Raw genomic sequence first — 18,526 nt, forward strand, 5'->3', positions numbered from 1 at the left:
GTTCGGCCGTGTGTATCAGATCCCGGCCAGCGCCAGATCCATCGCGAAGTAGGTGAAGATCAGGTCAGCCCCTGCCCGCTTGATCGCCCCGAGGCTCTCGCGCACCACACGGTCTTCGTCGATCGCCCCGGCCTGGGCGCCGAACTTGATCATCGCGTACTCGCCACTCACCTGGTACGCCGACAGCGGCAGGTTCGAGGCCTCGCGGATGTCGCGGATGATGTCCAGGTAGGCACCGGCCGGCTTGACCATCAGCGCGTCGGCACCTTCCTGTTCGTCCAGCAGCGATTCACGCAGCGCTTCGCGGCGGTTCATCGGGTTCATCTGGTAGCTTTTGCGGTCGCCCTTGAGCGCGCTGCCACCGGCTTCACGGAACGGGCCGTAGAGCGCCGAGGCGAACTTGGTCGAATAGGCCATGATCGCGGTCTGGGTGAAGCCGGCGGCGTCCAGGGCCCGGCGAATCGCCTGGACCTGCCCGTCCATGGCCGCCGACGGCGCAATCACATCGGCCCCCGCACGCGCGGCCGCCACGGCCTGCTTGCCGAGGTTGATCAGCGTCTGGTCGTTGTCGACTTCATGGTTGTGCAGCACACCGCAGTGCCCGTGATCGGTGTACTCACAAAAGCAGGTGTCGGACATGACGATCATCTCCGGCACCGCGTCCTTGGCAATGCGCGACATGCGCGACACCAGGCCATTGTCGCTCCAGGTGTCGCTGCCCTGGCTGTCCAGATGGTGCGAGACACCGAAGGTCATCACCGACTTGATCCCGGCCCGGGCATATCGCTCGATCTCGCCGGCCAGCTTCGATTCCGGAATACGCATCACGCCGGGCATGCTCTTGATCGGCACGAAATCGTCGATTTCTTCCTCGACGAAGATCGGCAGCACCAGGTCGTTCAGGCTGAACTCGGTTTCCTGGAACAGGCTGCGCAGGCTCGCATTGCGGCGCAGACGGCGTGGACGTGCTTCGGGGAACTGGCTGGACATGAACATTCCTGGAAATCGGAGGATAAGACGAAAGTCGTAGGGGACGAGAGCTTATGCCCTATGGGGACGGATACAAACTTCAGCCGCGCAAAAAACCCTTACCACTTCAACAACAATTGTTCGGGAGCGATGGGGCGACGATTCGACTGGCTCGCGAAGGCAGTGGGTCAGTCACGGCATCGTGGACTGACACATCGCCTTCGCGAGCAGGCTCGCTCCCACAGGGCATGGCAGCGATGATCAGGAAACCGCCTTCGGAATTTCCAGCCCGCGCACCACCGCCGGCCGCGCCAGGAAACGCTCCAGCACCCGGGTCACGTTGGGGAAGTTGCCGATGCCCACCAGATCGCCCGCTTCATAGAAGCCGATCAGGTTACGCACCCACGGGAACGTGGCGATGTCGGCGATGGTGTAGCGATCGCCCATGATCCAGTCGCGCCCTTGCAGGCGGCCATCGAGGACTTTCAGCAGGCGTTTGCTTTCCTCGACGTAGCGGTCGCGCGGGCGTTTGTCCTCGTAGTCCTTGCCGGCAAACTTGTTGAAGAAACCGAGCTGGCCGAACATCGGTCCGATGCCCCCCATCTGGAACATCAGCCACTGGATCGTCTCGTAGCGAGCGGCCGCGTCCTGAGGCAGCAATTGCCCGCTCTTGTCCGCGAGGTAGATCAGGATCGCCCCGGACTCGAACAACGCCAGCGGCTTCTCGCCCGGACCGTGGGGGTCGAGGATCGCCGGGATCTTGTTGTTGGGGTTCAGCGAGAGAAATTCGGCGGACAACTGATCATTGTTTTCGAAACCCACCCGATGCGGCTCATAGGGCAGGCCGATCTCTTCGAGCATGATCGAGACCTTGACGCCATTGGGGGTCGGCAACGAGTAAAGCTGAATCCACTCAGGGTATTGAGCGGGCCATTTGCGGGTAATGGGAAACGCAGACAGATCAGTCATAGGTTTGGATCCACCAGAAGATTCAAAGCCACGATCATAGTGGCAACCGCCCCTTTTGGCGTATCAAATTCGCTGATAGGCAAGATCAGCGCAATCCAGGGGGCGTCGGCACCGACGCCGTGTACCCTGTCCATAAATTCGCAACATCCCGTCGATAATCTCTGCTGCAACCCGTCAGAGGATGTCGGTACCTTGTTGCGCTCTTCACCGGAATCGAACCAAACGGGCTTCAGTGGACTCTGAGTTTTGCCCTTTCGGACACGGACCGGCTTCACGACATGGAAAACACCCGACGCTGGGAGCTCGGTGTGCAAGGGTTTGTCAGCCTTAACCGAACGCGCTGAAGAAACGCCAAGCCCATGATGAACCCTTTGAAATACCTCCGACGCCTGAAGCCCCGTGCGTGGGTCCTGTTACCTTCGCTGCTGGCGGTCGGCGGTCTGTTCCTGTCGCTCGAGTCCAGCGAGAGCCGCGCCCAGCCCGTCAACGGCACCCAGACGCTGGTCTTCCTGCGCCACGCGGAAAAGCCTGAAGGCGGCCTGGGCCAGCTCAACTGCCAGGGCCTGAACCGCGCCATCGACCTGGCAACGCTGCTCCCGGAAAAATTCGGCAAGGCCAACTACGTGTTCGCTGCCAACCCGACGCGCAATGTCGAGGAAGGCGAACTGGACAATTCCTACAGCTACATTCGCCCGCTGATGACCATCAGCCCCAGCGCGATCAAGCTCGGCCTGCCGGTGAACATCGAGTATTCGGCCAACGACACCAGCGACCTGGCCGACGAACTGCTGAACAACAAGTACCACAACTCGGTGATCTACACCGCCTGGTCCCACGGCTACCTGCCCGAGCTGATTAACAAGGTCGCCGGCGAAGCCGTCGGCAAGAAACAGAACATCACCGATGACTGGGCCTCCAGCGACTTCGACTCGCTGTTCGTGCTGACTCTGACCTGGCGCAACGGCAAGGCCAGCCTGCAGAGCCACAGCTACAAGCAAGGCCTGGATAACGGCCAGGAAACCTGCCCGAGCTGATCAGCGCCGGCGTCCCATCCGCTGGCGGGCGCTTGAGGGACTGGGCTATCCTGCATGCCCACCTCATTTGCCGGAACATCACCATGCCTCTTTCAACTGCCGCCGCCCCCACCCGGGGCTGGTCGTTCTGGTGGAAACCCGCCCTGTTCATCCTGGTGGCCTGCATCGGCCTCTATTACGTCAAGTGGTCGCCCTACTACGTGAAAGCGTTCGTGGCGGCGGACAACCACAGCATCGGCGCCTCGATCCTCAACGATTCGCAGACCGCCCCCCTGGCCGCCGCGCTGGCTTACGCCAAGGTGTATTTCCTGGCGATCTGGAAAGCCGCGGTGCTGGCGGTGATTCTCGGCTCGCTGCTGCAAGTGCTGATCCCGCGAGACTGGCTGCTGCGTCTGTTCGGCCGTGCCGGTGTGGCCTCCACCGTGCGCGGCGGCCTGTTTGCCCTGCCGGGGATGATGTGCTCGTGCTGCGCGGCGCCGGTGGCCGCCAGCATGCGCCGCTCGAACGTGTCGGTCGGCGCGGCGCTGGCGTTCTGGATCGGCAACCCGGTGCTCAACCCGGCGACTCTGGTGTTCATGGGGTTCGTGCTGGGCTGGGGCTTCACCGCGATCCGCCTGGTGGCCGGGATTGTGCTGGTGTTCGGGGTGTCGCTGCTCGCCCAGCGCATCTCCGGCCCCGAGGCATTGCCGGAAGCGGCTGTCGAAGCGGTGGCCAACGTCAGCGAAAAAGACCCTCAGCCGTTCCTCGCGCGTTGGGGCAAAACCCTGTGGCAGCTGTTCTGGAGCACCATCCCGATCTACATCCTCGCCGTGCTGGTGCTGGGCGCGGTGCGGGTCTGGGTGTTTCCGCACCTTGACGGCGCCATGGCCAACGGCCTGTTGTGGCTGGTGCCGCTGGCGATCATCGGCACGTTGTTCGTAATCCCGACCGCAGCGGAAATCCCCATCGTGCAAACCATGATGACCCTGGGCATGGGCACCGCTCCGGCGGTGGCGCTGCTGATGACCCTGCCGAGCATCAGCCTGCCGTCGCTGCTGATGCTGCGCAAGGATTTCGACAGCCGGGTGCTGGTGAGCGTGGCGTTGATGACCATGGGCATCGGGGTGATCAGCGGGTTGGTCGGCGCGGCGCTGCTCTGAGGCTTTGCCGACGGTCATGGCCGCATCGCTCCCACACTGATCCGTAGCGTTCACACGATCAATGCGGGAGCGACGACTCGACCTGCTCGCGATGGAGCCTGCCGACTCGACACATCACCCTGCGCGCTGACGGCGCTCGCGCAAGTACTCGAACACCTCGTCCCTGCCGCCGGCGAATTCGATCCGCAGGCCTTTCTTCTCCCGCTGAAACGCATACATCGGGTCGTAGTACTCACGCAGCAAGCCCTCGATCCAGCCCCGGTGCAACGCCACCGTCCCGCTGCGGGCCTGCTCCGCCAGCGCGTCTTCCATGAGCACCAGCATCCGCCGATGACGCTCGCCGCCCAGGCGCTTCTGCACGTTGTTCAGGCTGGCCAGCAAGCGCTCGGCAAACAGCCCGAAGCCCTCTTCGCCATGCACGTCGATAAACTCGGCACACAGGTCCACCACGTAGTCGCGCAGGATCCGTTCGACCCGCCCTTCAAGGGTGTCCTCCAGCCAGACCATCGGGAACCGCTGCATGCCCTGGAACAGCGGCAACGGCAAGGCGCAGCTGCCGACCATGCGGCTCTCGTCTTCCAGCACGAACTGCTCGATACCGCAGCTGCGCTTTTTCAGCACGTCCACCGCCAGGCGGTTTTCAAAGTCGATGTTGGATGGCTGACCCGTGGCGCGCTTACCGAAACTGGAGCCACGGTGGTTGGCGTGGCCTTCCAGGTCCAGGCCGTTGCGCAGCTGCGTCAGCACTTCGGTCTTGCCGGTGCCGGTCATGCCGCCGAGCAAGACGAAATCACACTGGGCGACGGCCTGGTCAAGGGTCTGCAGCAGGAAGGTGCGCATGGCCTTATAGCCGCCACCGACCCGCGGGTAATCGATGCCCGCCTCGTCCTTCAGCCATTGCTGGACGATCTGCGAGCGCAAGCCGCCGCGAAAACAATACAAATAGCCGTCGGGATGCGCCCGGGCAAAATCGGCCCAGGCCTGGATACGCTCGGCCTTGATGGCCCCGGACACCAATTGGTGCCCCATCACGATCGCCGCCTGCTGCCCCTGCTCCTTGTAGCAGGTGCCGACGCGCTGCCGCTCGCTGTCGTTCATCAGGGGCAGGTTGACCACCCCCGGAAACGAACCCTTGATGAATTCGATCGGTGCCCGGGCATCCATCATGGGCCGGTCATTGAGGAACAGATCGCGGTAATCGGTGAACTGGGCGGACATCAGAACACCTCGACCGCGTGGGTCTGTCGCTCGACCAGTTCACCGATCGGCGCAAGGCTCAGGCCCAGTTCCGCAGCCACTTCAAGGAATGCTTCGTTGCCTTGCGGCGTCACCGCCACCAGCAGCCCGCCGCTGGTTTGCGGATCGCACAGCACACGCTTGTGCAGTTCCTGGAGGCGTCCGAGCTGACGGGCATAGCTGTCGAAATTGCGCAGCGTCCCTCCCGGCACGCAACCCTGGTCGAGGTAATACTCGACGCCCGGCAGGCGCGGCACGCGGTCGTACTCGATACGCGCCGTGAGGTGGCTGCCTTCGGCCATTTCCACCAGATGCCCGAGCAAGCCGAAACCGGTGACGTCGGTCATCGCGGTCACGCCGTCGAGCTTGCCGAAGCGGCTGCCGGGTTTGTTCAGGGTGCACATCCAGTCGCGGGCCAGGCCGATGTCGCCCTGGCGCAACTTGCCCTTCTTTTCAGCGGTCGTGAGGATGCCGATGCCCAAGGGTTTGGTGAGGTAGAGCAGGCAACCGGCCGTCGCCGTGTCATTGCGCTTCAGGTGGCGCTTTTCCACCAGGCCGGTCACGGCGAGGCCGAAGATCGGCTCCGGCGCGTCGATGGAATGGCCGCCGGCCAGGGGAATACCGGCGGCGTCACACACCGCACGCCCGCCGCGAATCACTTCCCGGGCAACTTCCGGTGCCAGCACATTCACCGGCCAGCCGAGGATCGCAATGGCCATCAACGGATCGCCGCCCATGGCGTAGATATCGCTGATGGCATTGGTGGCGGCGATGCGCCCGAAATCGAACGGGTCGTCGACGATCGGCATGAAGAAATCGGTGGTCGAGACCACGCCGCGCTCTTCATCGATCGAGTACACCGCCGCGTCATCGCGAGAGGCATTGCCGACCCACAGCCTGGGGTCCAGGTTCTGCGCCCCGCTGCCGGCCAGGATCACTTCCAGCACTTGTGGGGAAATCTTGCAGCCACAGCCAGCGCCATGGCTGTACTGGGTCAGGCGGATCGGTTCGCTCATGGGGCACCTCATCGGAACAATGGCGCCGATTCTAACAGAGCGTTGCCCGTGAGATTCGGCCGCCCGGGCGCGCGGTCGAGCAGCGGTCAAAAAAAACCGCCCTTGCGGGCGGTCAAGGTCCTTCACCTGTTCTCAGAAACCCATGCTGAAACTGATCGTCATCGCATGATCCCGGCTTTCTTTCGACACTTGCCCCGAGTAGCCGATTCCCAGTTTCCCGGCCTCACTGACCTGGAAGTCCACGCCCGCCTCCAGCACGGCGCTGTCTCTGGCGATCGGCACGCCCTGGGTGGTGAACGAAGCGCCGCCGTCGATGAAGGTCAGGTCGGCGTCCGGCTTGGTGTCGCCGAAGGCGTGACGCCAGCCGATGGCCGCACGCGGGGTGAACTGGCCACCGTTGGCCAGGGTGATGCGCTTGCCGGCGCGCAGGCCCACGGTGGAGAAGGTGATGTCCTGATCGGCATCGCCCTTGAGTCGCCCCACCCCGCCTTTCTCCTTGGCGGTGTCGCTGTCGTAATTGACGTAGGACAGACCGGCAAACGGTTCCAGGGCGACGCCCGCCGCCTCGACGGTGTACCCGACCTCGCCGAACACCTGGGCGCTGCGGGCATCGTAGTGCGCCTTCAAGCGGTCGTTGTAGGCGCCGACGCTGACATCGCGCTTGCTTTCGATGTCATGCCAGCTGTAGGCCGCGCCCAGGCGCACCGCCAACGCATCGAACTGCGAGTTCAGGTATGCCGCCAGGTGATAGCTCTCGATGGTGGCGTCCGAACGCCGATCACTGGCGTCGATATCGCTGCGGGTGTAGCCGGCGGCCATGCCGACGCGCCACTGATCGTCGAGCTGCTTGTCGGTGCCGAGCATGAAGCCGCTGAGGTTGCGATCGAGGCTGGCGCTGTTGCTGTCGCCATCCGATTCGCCCCAGGCGCCCAGCGCGCGCATCCAGCCGACCATTTCGCCGTGGCAGCCGCTGCTGCTCAGTTGGTTGTCGCTCGGCGCCAGTGCCCGACGCGGATCGTCGGCGGCGCTGCAGGACGGTTGGCGCATGCGGTCGTTGACGGCGTCGCGAATGTAGCGCGAATCCTCGAGGACGGCACTGGCGGTGCTGGCGTGGATTTCCCCGGACAGGTTGTCGAACGCAGCACGGGCACCACCGGTGCTGAGGTTGAGGATTTCATTCTGCAACGTGGCACCGGCCGCGCCGTTGTTCATCAACGCCAACGCGGTGCCGCTCTGGTTGCCGGTGGCGGCGACATCGACGAACGAGCTGCCATTGCGCGTGACCGCCAGGTTCAGCGCGTTGGCGTTGTAGGCCAGCAGCGTGTCGAAGAACGCGTATTGCGGCAGGTCGACGCTGCTGAAGGTGCCGGTCAGCCCGCCGCCGGCAGTGATCAGCGAATACACGGCGCTGCTGCTGAACGGGGCCAGGCTGCGCACCTGCAGGCTGCCACCGAGGCTCGCCGTGCCGCCGATCACCAGCGGTGTCGCCGTGGGCGAACTGACGGTCAACGCCAGCAGGCCGTCAGCGGCATTGGTCAGATTGCCGGTCACGCTCAAGGTCCCGGCCTCGGCGCCGGACGCAACCACGCCGTGGTTGACCACCCCACCGACGCTGCCGTTACCGCTGAGCCCCGCGCCATTGGCCACGGTCACCTGGCCGGCGAGCGATGCCCTCTCGGCCAGACTGCCGACCTGCAGCACGCCCTGGTCCACCGACACCGCACCGCTGAACGGGTGGTTGCCCGTCAGCAGCAACGTCCCGGCGCCGCGCTTGAGCAGGGTCCCGACACCGCTGAGCACCCCGTTGAAGCGACCGGCAAAATTCTGCTGGAACAACAGCCGTGCGTTGTTGAGGAAATTGCCCTGCAGGCTGGTGCTGTTCCCGACCAGCGTACCGCCACTGACCGTCGTGCCCCCGCTGTAGGTGTTGGCGCCGCTGAGGATCAGGGTGCCCGCATCGAGTTTTTCCAGGCCGCCACTGCCCACCAGCGGTGCGCTGATTTCCGTGGTCACGCCCGCGTTGACCCGCACCGGGGCAAGACTGCCGCCCACGCCATTGACCGGAGTCAGACTGCCACCGGCGCCGGCCACCAGGCTGTAGCCGTCGTCAAGAAATTGCAGGCCGGTGAAGCTCTGGTTGCCCACCACGGTCACCGTGCCGCCCTGCCCGCCGAAGATCGCGAACTGACCGTTCGACGCCAGCGCCTGGGTACCGGTCGGATCGGTCCAGACGGTGCCCGGACCCCATACGCCGCTGCCACCACCGATGGTGCCGTTGGGGTTGGTGTTGCCGCCATTCCAGAACTGCACGGTGCCCGGCGCGCCCTGCACCAGCAGATTGACCTGGTTGGCCAGCGCCGTTTGCAGAGTCAGGTTCGCCGCCGACACGGGCAGGCTGCCGTAGACCAGGCCGTTGTCCGTCAGGCTGCCGCCGTAACGGAACAGTTGATAGACCCCGGTGCCGAAGCCGCCCGCATTACTGATGTTCAGCGTGCCGTCGAGGATCAGGTCGCCGGCGACGTCGATCACCGTGGTCGAGCTGGCCGCAGCGCCCAGGCTGAAGTCCAGTTGGGTGCCCGAGGACAATGCCAGCGAACCGACCGACAACGGCGATGCGCCACTGCCACCGAGCAGCGTCGCGCCGCTCGCCAGTTGCACCGCCCCACTCAATTGCCCGCTGCCACCCAGTTTGGCACCGCTGGCAATCGACACATTGGCGCTGCTCAGGCTGCCGTCGACCCGCAACACGCCGACTTGTACATCGGTGTTGCCGGTGAAGCCGTTCTGACCGGTCAGCAGCAATTCGCCCGTACCGGTTTTGCTGAGCGTGCCAGTGCCGGTCAGGTTGCCGGTATAGCGGCCGTCGCTGTTCTGCTCGAAGGTCAGCGCCGCGTTGTTGACGATCGCCCCTTGCAGGCTGCTGGTATCGCCACGGGTAGTGCCCGCGTTCAGGGTGGTGCCGCCGCTGTAGGTGTTGGCGCCGCTGAGCAGCAGGTTGCCGCTGCCGTTTTTCACCAGGCTGCCGCTGCCGGTGATTGCGCCGATCAGGGTTGTGTCCTGAGTGCCGGCCAGGGTCAGCTGCGCGCCGAGGTTGATTGCGTTGGCCAGTTGCAGGGCCGACGTGCTGTCGAGGCTGCCATTGCCCAGGACACTCAACGCACCGCTGCCCAGCGCGCCGTTGTTGCCCAGCACGAGCGAGCCGCCCGTGAGCCGGGTCCCGCCGCTGTAAGTGTTGATGCCGTCGAGGGTCAGGCTGGAAGCGCCGGCCTTGATCAGGCTGCCAGCGCCGCTGACCGCACCGCCGAGGGTCATGGCATTGGAACCGGCAATCGTCAGTGCGCCGTTGAGCAGTACGCCGTTGGCGATGTTGACCGCTGTGTTGCTGTCCAGCGCGGTACCGTCAGCTGCGGTCAACAGCCCGGTGCCGAGGGCGGCGTTGTTGCCCAGCACCAGTTTGCCGCCGTTGAGCGCTGTGCCACCGGTGTAGCCGTTGGCGGCATTGAGCACCAGGGTCCCGGTGTCGTATTTGCCGAGGGTGCCGCTGCCATTGAGTGCCACGCCTATCGTGGCCGTTGCATTCGGATCGACCCGCACGCTGGCGTTGCCCAACGAGCCGTTGATCAGGTTGAGCGAACCGGCGCTGCCGTTCTGCAGGCTGTAGCCATCGCTGACGAATTGCAGACCGGTGATGCTTTGCGCGCCGTTCACCGTGACCGTGCCGGCGCTGCCCTGGAACACTGCGAAACTGTTGGCCCAGGCCTGGTTCAGCGTGCCATCGATGTTGGTCCAGTTGCTGGTGCCGCTGCCCCAGGTGCCGCTGCCGCCATCGATCGCGCCGTTGGCCACCAGTTGCCCGCCGTCCCAGAACTGCACGTTGACGCCGGGCGCGCTGACCAGCAGGTTGACCTGGTTGGCCAGCGCGGTTTGCAGTTGCAGCTCGCCGGGGGTGACGCTGCCCGGCACGCTGCCAATCAGCATGCCGTTGTCGGTCAGGCCACCGGTGTAGTTGATCAGGCGATACACGCCGCTGCCGAAGCCGCCGATGTCACTGACATTGAGTGTGCCGTCCAGGGTCAGGTTGCCGCCGACGTTGACCAGTGCATTGCCGCCACCGGACACCGGCGTGCCCAGACCGACGTCAAAGTTGGAATTGCCGTTGAACACCAGGGAACCCACCGACAAGGTGCTGCCGGTCACGCCCGCCAGATGCCCGCCGTCGGCCACCGTCACCGCGCCAGCCAATGTGCCGCTGCCGCCGAGGGTCGCGCCGCTGTTGACCAGCACATTGGCGCTGGCCAGCGAACCGTTGACCTGCAGGGTGCCGGCATTGACGTTGGTGTCACCGGTCAGGTCGCTGATGCCGCTCAGGGTCAGGGTGCCGGTGCCAAGTTTGGTCAGCCCGCCGTCACCGCTGAGGATGCCGGCGAAGGTGCTGCTGACGTTATTGCCACCCAGGCTCAATGTATTGCCGGTGCCCACCAGCGCGGTGCCGCTGCCGGTGAGGCTGGCCAGACTGCCCGAGGCGCCGAGGTTGAGTGCCGCGCCAGCGGCGAGATTGACCGTGGCGTCATTGCCCAGTGCTCCGGCGCTCAAGGTGGTGAGGCTGCCGGACTGCACGTCGAAGGTGCCGCTGAAGGTGTTGTTGCCAGCCAGAGTCACGTCGGCCAGACCATTTTTGGTCAGGGTGCCGGCGCCGGCGATCACACCGCCGAGGGTCAGGTTGTTGTTACCGGCCAGGCTCAGGTTGGCATTGACATTGAGGTTGTTGGCCAGCACCAGCGGCGCGCTGTTGTCCAGGGTCGAGGCCCCGGCGACGGTCAGGGCGCCGCTGCCCAGCGATCCGCCCGTTCCGAGGGTCAGGGTGCCCGCATTCAACGTGGTGCCGCCGGACCAGGTGTTGATGCCATTGAGGGTCAGGCTGGACGCGCCATTCTTGATCAGACCGCCCGTACCACTGACGCCGCCGCCAAGGGTCAGGTCATTGCTACCGGCGTTGGTGAGGTTGGCGTTGAGCACAACATTGTTGCCCAGGCTCAGCGCGCTGTTGCTGTCCAGGGTCGAAGCGCCGGCCACGGTGAGGTTGCCAAGGCCCAGTGCCGAATTGCTGCCGACGGTCAGGGTGCCCGCGTTGAGCGTGGTACCGCCCAGAAAGTTGTTGTTGCCATTCAGGGTCAGGTTGGCCGCACCATTCTTGGTCAGGCTGCCTGCGCCGTTGATCGCACCGGTCAACGTCAGGTCGTTGCTACCGACGATGCCGAGGTTGCCCGCCAGGTTGAGCGCATTGTTCACGCTGACTGCGGTGGCGCTGTCCAGCGTCGTGCCGTTCGCCGCGTTCAGCGTGCCCGAGCCCAGCGCCGAGTTCGACCCCAGAATCAACCCGCCGGCGTTCAAGGCGACCGGGCCGAGGAAGGCGTTGTTGCCGCCGAGGGTCAGGTTCGCTGCGCCGTTCTTGATCAGGCCACCGGTGCCGCCGATCACGCCGTTGAGGGTCAGCGCATTGCTGCCGAGCACCGTGAGGTTGCCATTGAGCGTCGCGGCATTGCCGAGGGTCACCGCCTGGTTGCTGTCCAGTTGCGTGCCGGCATTGGCGGTCAGCGCACCACTGCCCAGCGCGGTATTGCTACCGACAACGATCTTGCCGCCATCCAGTTGCGTCCCACCGCTGTAGGTATTGGCGCCGTTGAGCACCAGGGTGCCGCTGTCGAGTTTATTGAGAATGCCGCTGCCATCGATGTTGACGCCAACGGTCGCGGTCACGCCCGGGTCGACCCGAATCGCCGTGGTCCCGCCACTGCCGTTGACCGCCGTCAGTTGCCCCGCCGCGCCGTTGACCAGGTTGTAGCCGTCGGTGAGGAACTGCAGACCGGTGAACAACTGGGTGCCATTCACCGTCACCGTGCCGGCGGTGCCCTGAAACACCGCGAAATCGCCGGCCCACGGTTGGTTCACCAGGCCGTTGGCATCGGTCCAGTTGGTGCCGACCGCGCTCCAGGTGCCGCTGCCACCGTCGACGACGCCGTTGGCGATGGTCTGGCTGCCGTCCCAATAGCGGATGTTCGAGTTCGGTGCCGACACTTGAATGTTGATCTGGTTGGCAACGCCGGTCTGCACCACCAGGTCGCCGAGGGCATAGCCGATGGGCACGCTGGCGACATCCAGGCCCAGGTTGTTCAGGCTGCCGCTGTAGTTGAACAGGCGGTAGACACCGACACCGAAGCCGCCGGCATCGGTGACGTTGAGATTGCCGTCGAGGGTCAGGTTGCCGCCGATGTTCATCAGCGACGTGGTCGAAGGCGTGGCGAGGCTGACATCGACGTTGCTGCCGGCACCCAGTACCAACGCGCCGGCCGACAGTTGGTTGCCCGAAGACAACGCCAGATGCCCGCCACTGTTGACGTTGACCGTACCGATCGCCGAGCCGGTGCCGGTAAGGGTGCCGCCGGTGTTGACGTTGACCTGTGCACTGGCCAGCGAACCGCTGAGGTCCAGGGTGCCGCCGTTGATCGCGGTATTGCCGGTGAGGCCGCTGATGCCGGTCAGGTTCAGGGTGCCGCTGCCGACCTTGATCAGGCCGCCGCTGCCACTGAGGTCGCCATCGAAGGTGCTGGTGCTGCTCACGCCGCCGACCGTCAGGGTATTGCTGCCCACGATCAGCACACTGCCGCTGCCCGTCAGCGCGCCGAGGCTGGCATTGCTCGCCAGGTTGAGCCCGGCGCCGGCGCTGATGTTCACCCCGGACGCGTTGCCCAGCGCATCGCTGTTGAGCGTGGTGACACTGCCCGAGACGATGTTCAGCGCACCGGTGAAGGTATTGCTGCCGGCCAGGGTCAGGTCCGACAGGCCGTCCTTGGTCAGGCTGCCGGCGCCGTCGATCACGCCGTTCAGGCTCAGATCATTGTTGCCGGCCACGGTCAGCCCGGCGTTGAGGGTGATGGCATTGCCGATACCGAACGCGGCGCTGTTGTCCAGCGTCGCCGCGCCGCCGACGATCAATCCGCCGCTGCCCAGGCCGTTGGCGTTGCCCAGGGTCAGCGTGCCGGCGTTGAGCGTGGTGCCGCCGCTGAACGTGTTGTTGCCGTTGAGGGTCAGGTTGGCCGTGCCGTTCTTGATCAACTGGCCAGTGCCGCTGGTGACGCCACCGAGGGTCAGGTTCTGAGTGCCGCCGACGGTCAGTGCGGCGTTCAGGCCGATGGCGTTGCTCAGGCTGACCAACGGCGAGTTGCTGTCCAGGGTCGCCGCGCCGGCGACCGTCAGTGCTGCGGAACCCAATGCCGAACTGTTGCCGACGGTCAGGGTGCCGGCATTCAGGGTGGTGCCGCCGAGGAAGTTGTTGGCTGCATTGAGGATCAGGTTGGCCGCGCCGTTTTTCACCAGGCTGCCAGCACCGCCGATCAGGCCGGTCAGGACCAGGTCGGCGCTGCCGCCGACGTTGAGGGCACCGGCCAGGCTCAGCGCGTTATTCAGGCTGACGGCGGTGTTGGCATCCAGGGTGGTGTTGGCTGCGGCGTTCAACGTACCGGAACCGAGCGCGGTGTTGCTGCCGACAATCAGTTTTCCACTGTTGAGCGCCGTATTGCCCAGGTAACTGTTTGCGCCGTTCAGGGTCAGGTCGGCGGCGCCGTTCTTGACCAGTCCGCCGATACCGGCGACCACGCCCCCCAGGGTCAGCGCATTGCTGCCGCCCAGGGTCAGGGTGCCGCCGAGGTTGACGTTGTTGGCCAGGGTGGCCGCCGTGTTGGCGTCCAGCGTGGTGCCGTTCGACGCGTTCACCGAGCCCGTGCCGAGTGCGGTGTTGGAACCGACGATCAGCGTGCCGGCGTTCAGGGCGGTGGTGCCGGTGTAGGTGTTGCTGCCGTTGAGGGTCAGGCTGGATGCGCCGGTCTTTATCAGGCCATTGGCGCCACTGATCACGCCGCCGAGGGTCATCGCGTTGGCGCCGCCCGCCGTCAGGTTGGCGTTGAGGATGATGGCGTTGTTCAGGGTCACGGCCGCGGAGCTGTTGAGGGTGCCCGCACCTTCCACCGACAGGGCGCCGCTGCCCAGTGCGCCGCCGTTGGCGACGGTCAGGCTGCCGGCATTGAGCGTCGTGCCACCGGTGTAGGTGTTGACGCCCCCCAGCGTCAGGTTGGCCGCGCCATTCTTGACCAGTTGGCTGACGCCGCTGATCACGCCGCCGAGGGTCAGGCCGCTGCTGCCACCGATACCCAGGCTGTTGTTGAGGACGATGTTGTTGTTCAGGGTGACAGCGGTATTGCTGTCGAGCGTCGCCACACCGCCCACAGTGATGTTGCCGCTGCCCAGCGCGGCGGCATGCCCCGCCGTGACGGTCCCGGCGTTCAACGCCACGCCACCGAGGAACGTGTTGGCGCCGTTGAGAATCAGGTTGGCCGCACCGTTTTTGGTCAGGCCGCCACTGCCACTGACCACGCCGCCCAGGGTCAGGTTGGCGCTGCCGCCGACGTTCAGGTTGCCGCCGAGGCTGACCGCGTTGGTCAGCGCCACCGTGGTGCTGGCGTCGAGGGTGGTCCCAGCCGCCGTGGTCAATGCGCCGGTGCCCAGCGCCGTGTTGGAGCCGACCGACAGCGTCCCGGCATTCAGCGCGGTGCCGCCAGAAAACGTGTTGTTGCCGCTGAGGGACAGACTCGCGTTACCGTTCTTGATCAGATTCCCCACGCCACTGACGACCCCACTCAGGCCCAGCGCCTGAGTGCCGCCAAGGGTCAGTCCGCCCGCCAGCCCGACGGCGTTGGCCAGAGTCACCGCCGTGGTCGCATCCAGCGTAGTGCCGGCGGCGGCGCTCAGTGCGCCGGTGCCGAGCGCGGTGTTGCTGCCGACGAACAGGCTGCCGCCGTTGAGCAGGGTGTTGCCGGCGTAGGTGTTGTTGCCGCTCAGGCTCAGGGCGGCGGTGCCGGACTTGGTGATGCCACCGGTGCCGGACAGCACGCCGGCCAGGGTCAGGGCATTGCTGCCGAGCACGGTGAGGGCGCCGGTCATCGCAACATTGTTGCTCAGGGTCACGTTGGCGGTGCTGTCGAGAGCGGTGCCGGCGGCGGTGTTCAGCGCCCCGCTGCCCAGCGAGTTGTCATTGCTCACCCGCAAGCTGCCGGCGCTCAAGGTGGTGGTGCCGGTGTAAGCGGTATTGGCGCCAGCGAGGGTCAGGCTGCCGCTGCCGGTCTTGGTGATGCCGCTGCTGCCGCTGATCAAGCCGCCGAGGGTCAGAGCCCCTGTCCCGGTGGCGGTCATCGTGCCGCCCAGGCTGATCGCGTTGTTCAGGGTGATGGTGCCCGGCGCCGACAGGCTCGTCGCCCCGGTGAAGTTGATCGTGCCGGTGCTCAGCGCCAGGTTGTTGCCCAACTGCACCGTACCGCCGTTGAGCGTGGTATTGCCCAGGTAGGTGTTGGCGGCACTGAGGTTCAACTGGCCGGTGCCGGTCTTGACGAGGCCCCCGCTTCCGGAGATCACGCCACTCAGGGTCGTGCCATTGGTGCCCTGCACGGTCAAGCCAGCGGCGCCGAGCGAGACCTGGTTGCTGATGTTCAACCCGGCGTTGCTCGCCTCGATGGTCCCGCCGTTGGAGGTCAGCACGCCGCTGCCAAAGGTGGCGTTGTTGTTGAATCGGGCGATCCCCCCATTGAGCGTGGTGGAGCCGCTGACCAATGGCCCCTGCAAGGTCCAGGTGCCGCTGTTCACGGTCAGGTTGTTGAAGTTGACGTAAGTGGCGCTCGAAGCTGTGCCTGCGCTGCCTGTGCCACCGCCAATCCCCCCGGCATTTTGCAGGACCAGGCGGTTGTTGCCGCCGGCACCGCCGTCGACCTGCCCGGTGGGGGCGAACGTCAGGTTGATGTTGAGCAGGCCGCCAAGACCGACGCTGATCTGCACACCGTCTCCCACGTTGACCGTCGAGCCGGTGACGGCGGTGAAGGTGTTGGTGCTGCCCGCCCCCATCGACACGCCGCCGGTGATGGCACCGGCGTTGGTGAAGGTGTTGCCCGTCGCTGAGCTTTCGAAGGCGATCCGCCCGTTGATCACGCCGGTGCTGCTGTTGGTCATGTTGACCTGAGAGCCGCCGTAGATGCCGACCACCGGGGTATCGGCCAGGGTCACGCCGCCAATCGACAGGCCTGTCGAAGTGATGGTGCCGTGGTTGGTGATGTTGGTGGTGCCTGTCGCCGCGTTGTTCACGCCGATGGCCAGGCCGTCGATGCTGGTCAGGTTGAGCCCGAGCAGCGCGCCGGTCCCGCGTATGTACGCGCCGGCATTATTGACCACATTGACCAGGCTGACCCCACCGTTGCCGATGAACACGCCACCGCTGAGCAGTGAGATCGCGCCCAGAATCGCCGGATCGATGATGCCGGCGTTGTTCAGGCTGATGTTGACCCCGGTCAGGCTCAACACCCTGCCGCCGAGTGCCGCGTTCATTTGTGCAGCGCTGTCGACGTTCACCGTCAGGCCGTTGGCGGCGCTGCTGAAGTCATTGGGAAACAACGGCAGCCCCGGCAGCCCCGGCAATCCGGTGCAGGTCACCGTCGAGCCGGACACCGAGCAGGCGGCAAGCGCTTCGGGGCTCACTGCCCCGAACAACAACCCGGCGAGCCCCAGACGCACGGCGAAGCGAAGGGTGGAAAAACCTGTACCCGAGGCGATACCGAACCTTGCTTGCACGGCGGACTCCTTGTGGCCGAACCACTCTTCCATGAAGGCCGTACAGCAATGGCGGGCAACCGCCGATGCGAGATCCGAACTGCTACGACCGTAAATGCTGTTTCATTGTTGACACACGGTAGTAGAGGCGCCGCATCGGGACACACTCGAAATAGCGTTAATACTTTCCTACAGGAAGGCTCTGGGACGAGCAATTGCAGGGGTCTCGCCCAGAAAGGGGGAGCGAAAAAAAGGTGGGAGCGAGCCTGCTCGCGAAGGCGCTCGGTCAGTCAAAGGTGTTCTGGCCGACACAACACTATCGCGAGCAGGCTCGCTCCCACCTCACAGGATCAAGGCATCAGGATGACTTTGTCGCCACGGCCCTGATTGACCTCGGCGTAGCGCTCCAGTCCCTGTTCCAACGGCGATTCCACCAGGCCTTTGGGCAGCGGCAGAAGCGCCTGGTCGAAGAACCGGCCGAATTGATCGAGCATCGCTGCACACGCCTGTACGCCATACAGCAACGAGTTGATCCCCACTACCGAACCGCCCTTGCGGTACAGCGCCAGGGCCGGCAACTGCACCAGGCCATCCACCGGGGCGGCGATGATGGCGATGCGGCCGAAGGTGGCCAGCGCCGCGACGGAGGCCGGGAGCCAGAAACCGGTGGTGTCGAAGATCACCTCGGCGCCACCGCTGAACACCTCATTGACCTGGGCGCCCAGGTCCTCGGGTTTTTCCAGTTGCAGCGTCTGATACCCCTGAGCGTGCAAATCCTTGACCTGCTCCGGCCGACGCGCCGCCGCCAGCACCCGGGCGCCGCGCACCTTCGCCAGGGCCAGCGCGGCCGTGGCCACCGCCCCGCCGCCGATCACCAGCAAGCGGGTATCGGCCGTTACCAGGCTGCGCTCCAGCGCATCCCACGCCGTGGTATAGGGCACGCCGAGGCTGGCAGCCTGGGCGAAGCTCAAATGCGTAGGCTTGAGGGCGACACCGTTGGCCGGCAGCTTGACGAACTGCGCGTGGGAACCATCGGCGAAAAAGCCCAGCTCACGGCCCGTGCCCCAGACCTCCCGGCCCAGCAACGCCTGTGGTCCCTCGACCACGACCCCGGCGAAGTCACGACCGGGGATGCGCGGCAACGTGGTGTAGGGGAAACGTCCGAGCACGTTCTTCACATCGCTGGGGTTGAGACCGGCGGCCTTGATCTCGACCAGCACTTCATCGGCGCCGGGAACGGGGGTCGGCACCTCGACAAGGCGCAAGGCTGCGAGGTCACCGGTTTTATCGAACTGCAATGCTTTCATGGGTGTGTCCATCGAACAGGGAGAGGGAATTCAAGAGATCCAGCCAGCCACCAGCTGCCGACCCATCGGCCACAGTTTTTCACCGGCGAGCATGCCAAGCAGGCCGATCAGCGCGATGGCGGGCGGTGCGGGGGAACGAAAGTCCAGTGCGCCGTAAAGCAGGCCGACGCCCAGACCGATGACCAGCGAGATGAAGTAACTCATGGCAGACT

The 18,526-nt window shown here is 65.2% G+C and carries 9 protein-coding genes; 2 read left to right on the forward strand and 7 right to left on the reverse strand.

Annotation, left to right across the window (positions count from 1 at the left end; all coding sequences use genetic code 11):
• Positions 1–15: 15 nt before the first annotated feature.
• Complete coding sequence (gene hemB, locus IB249_RS11565; protein ID WP_192304640.1) at positions 16–990, reverse strand: porphobilinogen synthase; 975 nt, start codon at positions 988–990, stop codon at positions 16–18.
• 240 nt (positions 991–1,230) lie between these two features.
• Positions 1,231–1,938: a glutathione binding-like protein gene (locus IB249_RS11570; protein ID WP_192304642.1), complete on the reverse strand. Its 708-nt coding sequence runs from the start codon at positions 1,936–1,938 to the stop codon at positions 1,231–1,233.
• A 359-nt stretch (positions 1,939–2,297) separates the two neighbouring features.
• Here IB249_RS11570 and IB249_RS11575 point away from each other — a divergent pair, with 359 nt between their 5' ends.
• Both IB249_RS11575 and IB249_RS11580 read left to right on the forward strand, forming a co-directional pair.
• Positions 2,298–2,972, forward strand: coding sequence for a histidine phosphatase family protein (locus tag IB249_RS11575; RefSeq protein WP_192304644.1), 675 nt, complete (start codon positions 2,298–2,300; stop codon positions 2,970–2,972).
• An 83-nt stretch (positions 2,973–3,055) separates the two neighbouring features.
• On the forward strand, positions 3,056–4,111 hold the full coding sequence (locus IB249_RS11580; RefSeq protein WP_192304646.1) for a permease: 1,056 nt from the start codon (positions 3,056–3,058) through the stop codon (positions 4,109–4,111).
• Positions 4,112–4,225: 114 nt separating this feature from the next.
• Here IB249_RS11580 and mnmH read toward each other — a convergent pair whose 3' ends face one another.
• From mnmH to IB249_RS11605, 5 genes are all read right to left on the reverse strand, one after another.
• Positions 4,226–5,329 carry a tRNA 2-selenouridine(34) synthase MnmH gene (gene mnmH / locus IB249_RS11585; RefSeq protein ID WP_192304648.1) on the reverse strand — a complete coding sequence of 368 codons (1,104 nt, stop codon included), beginning with the start codon at positions 5,327–5,329 and terminating at the stop codon, positions 4,226–4,228.
• Positions 5,329–6,363, reverse strand: coding sequence for a selenide, water dikinase SelD (gene selD / locus IB249_RS11590; protein ID WP_192304650.1), 1,035 nt, complete (start codon positions 6,361–6,363; stop codon positions 5,329–5,331). The genes mnmH and selD overlap by 1 nt, the downstream gene beginning before the upstream one ends.
• Positions 6,364–6,495: 132 nt before the next feature.
• Positions 6,496–17,028, reverse strand: a complete 10,533-nt coding sequence (locus IB249_RS11595) for an autotransporter-associated beta strand repeat-containing protein (protein WP_192304652.1) — start codon at positions 17,026–17,028, stop codon at positions 6,496–6,498.
• A 329-nt stretch (positions 17,029–17,357) separates the two neighbouring features.
• Positions 17,358–18,314 carry a quinone oxidoreductase family protein gene (locus tag IB249_RS11600; protein ID WP_192304654.1) on the reverse strand — a complete coding sequence of 319 codons (957 nt, stop codon included), beginning with the start codon at positions 18,312–18,314 and terminating at the stop codon, positions 17,358–17,360.
• Between the two features lie 30 nt (positions 18,315–18,344).
• Positions 18,345–18,518, reverse strand: coding sequence for a DUF1427 family protein (locus IB249_RS11605; RefSeq protein WP_192304656.1), 174 nt, complete (start codon positions 18,516–18,518; stop codon positions 18,345–18,347).
• Positions 18,519–18,526: the final 8 nt, after the last annotated feature.

Origin of the sequence: Pseudomonas sp. PDM04 (genome assembly GCF_014851765.1) — a bacterium.
Taxonomy (GTDB): domain Bacteria; phylum Pseudomonadota; class Gammaproteobacteria; order Pseudomonadales; family Pseudomonadaceae; genus Aquipseudomonas.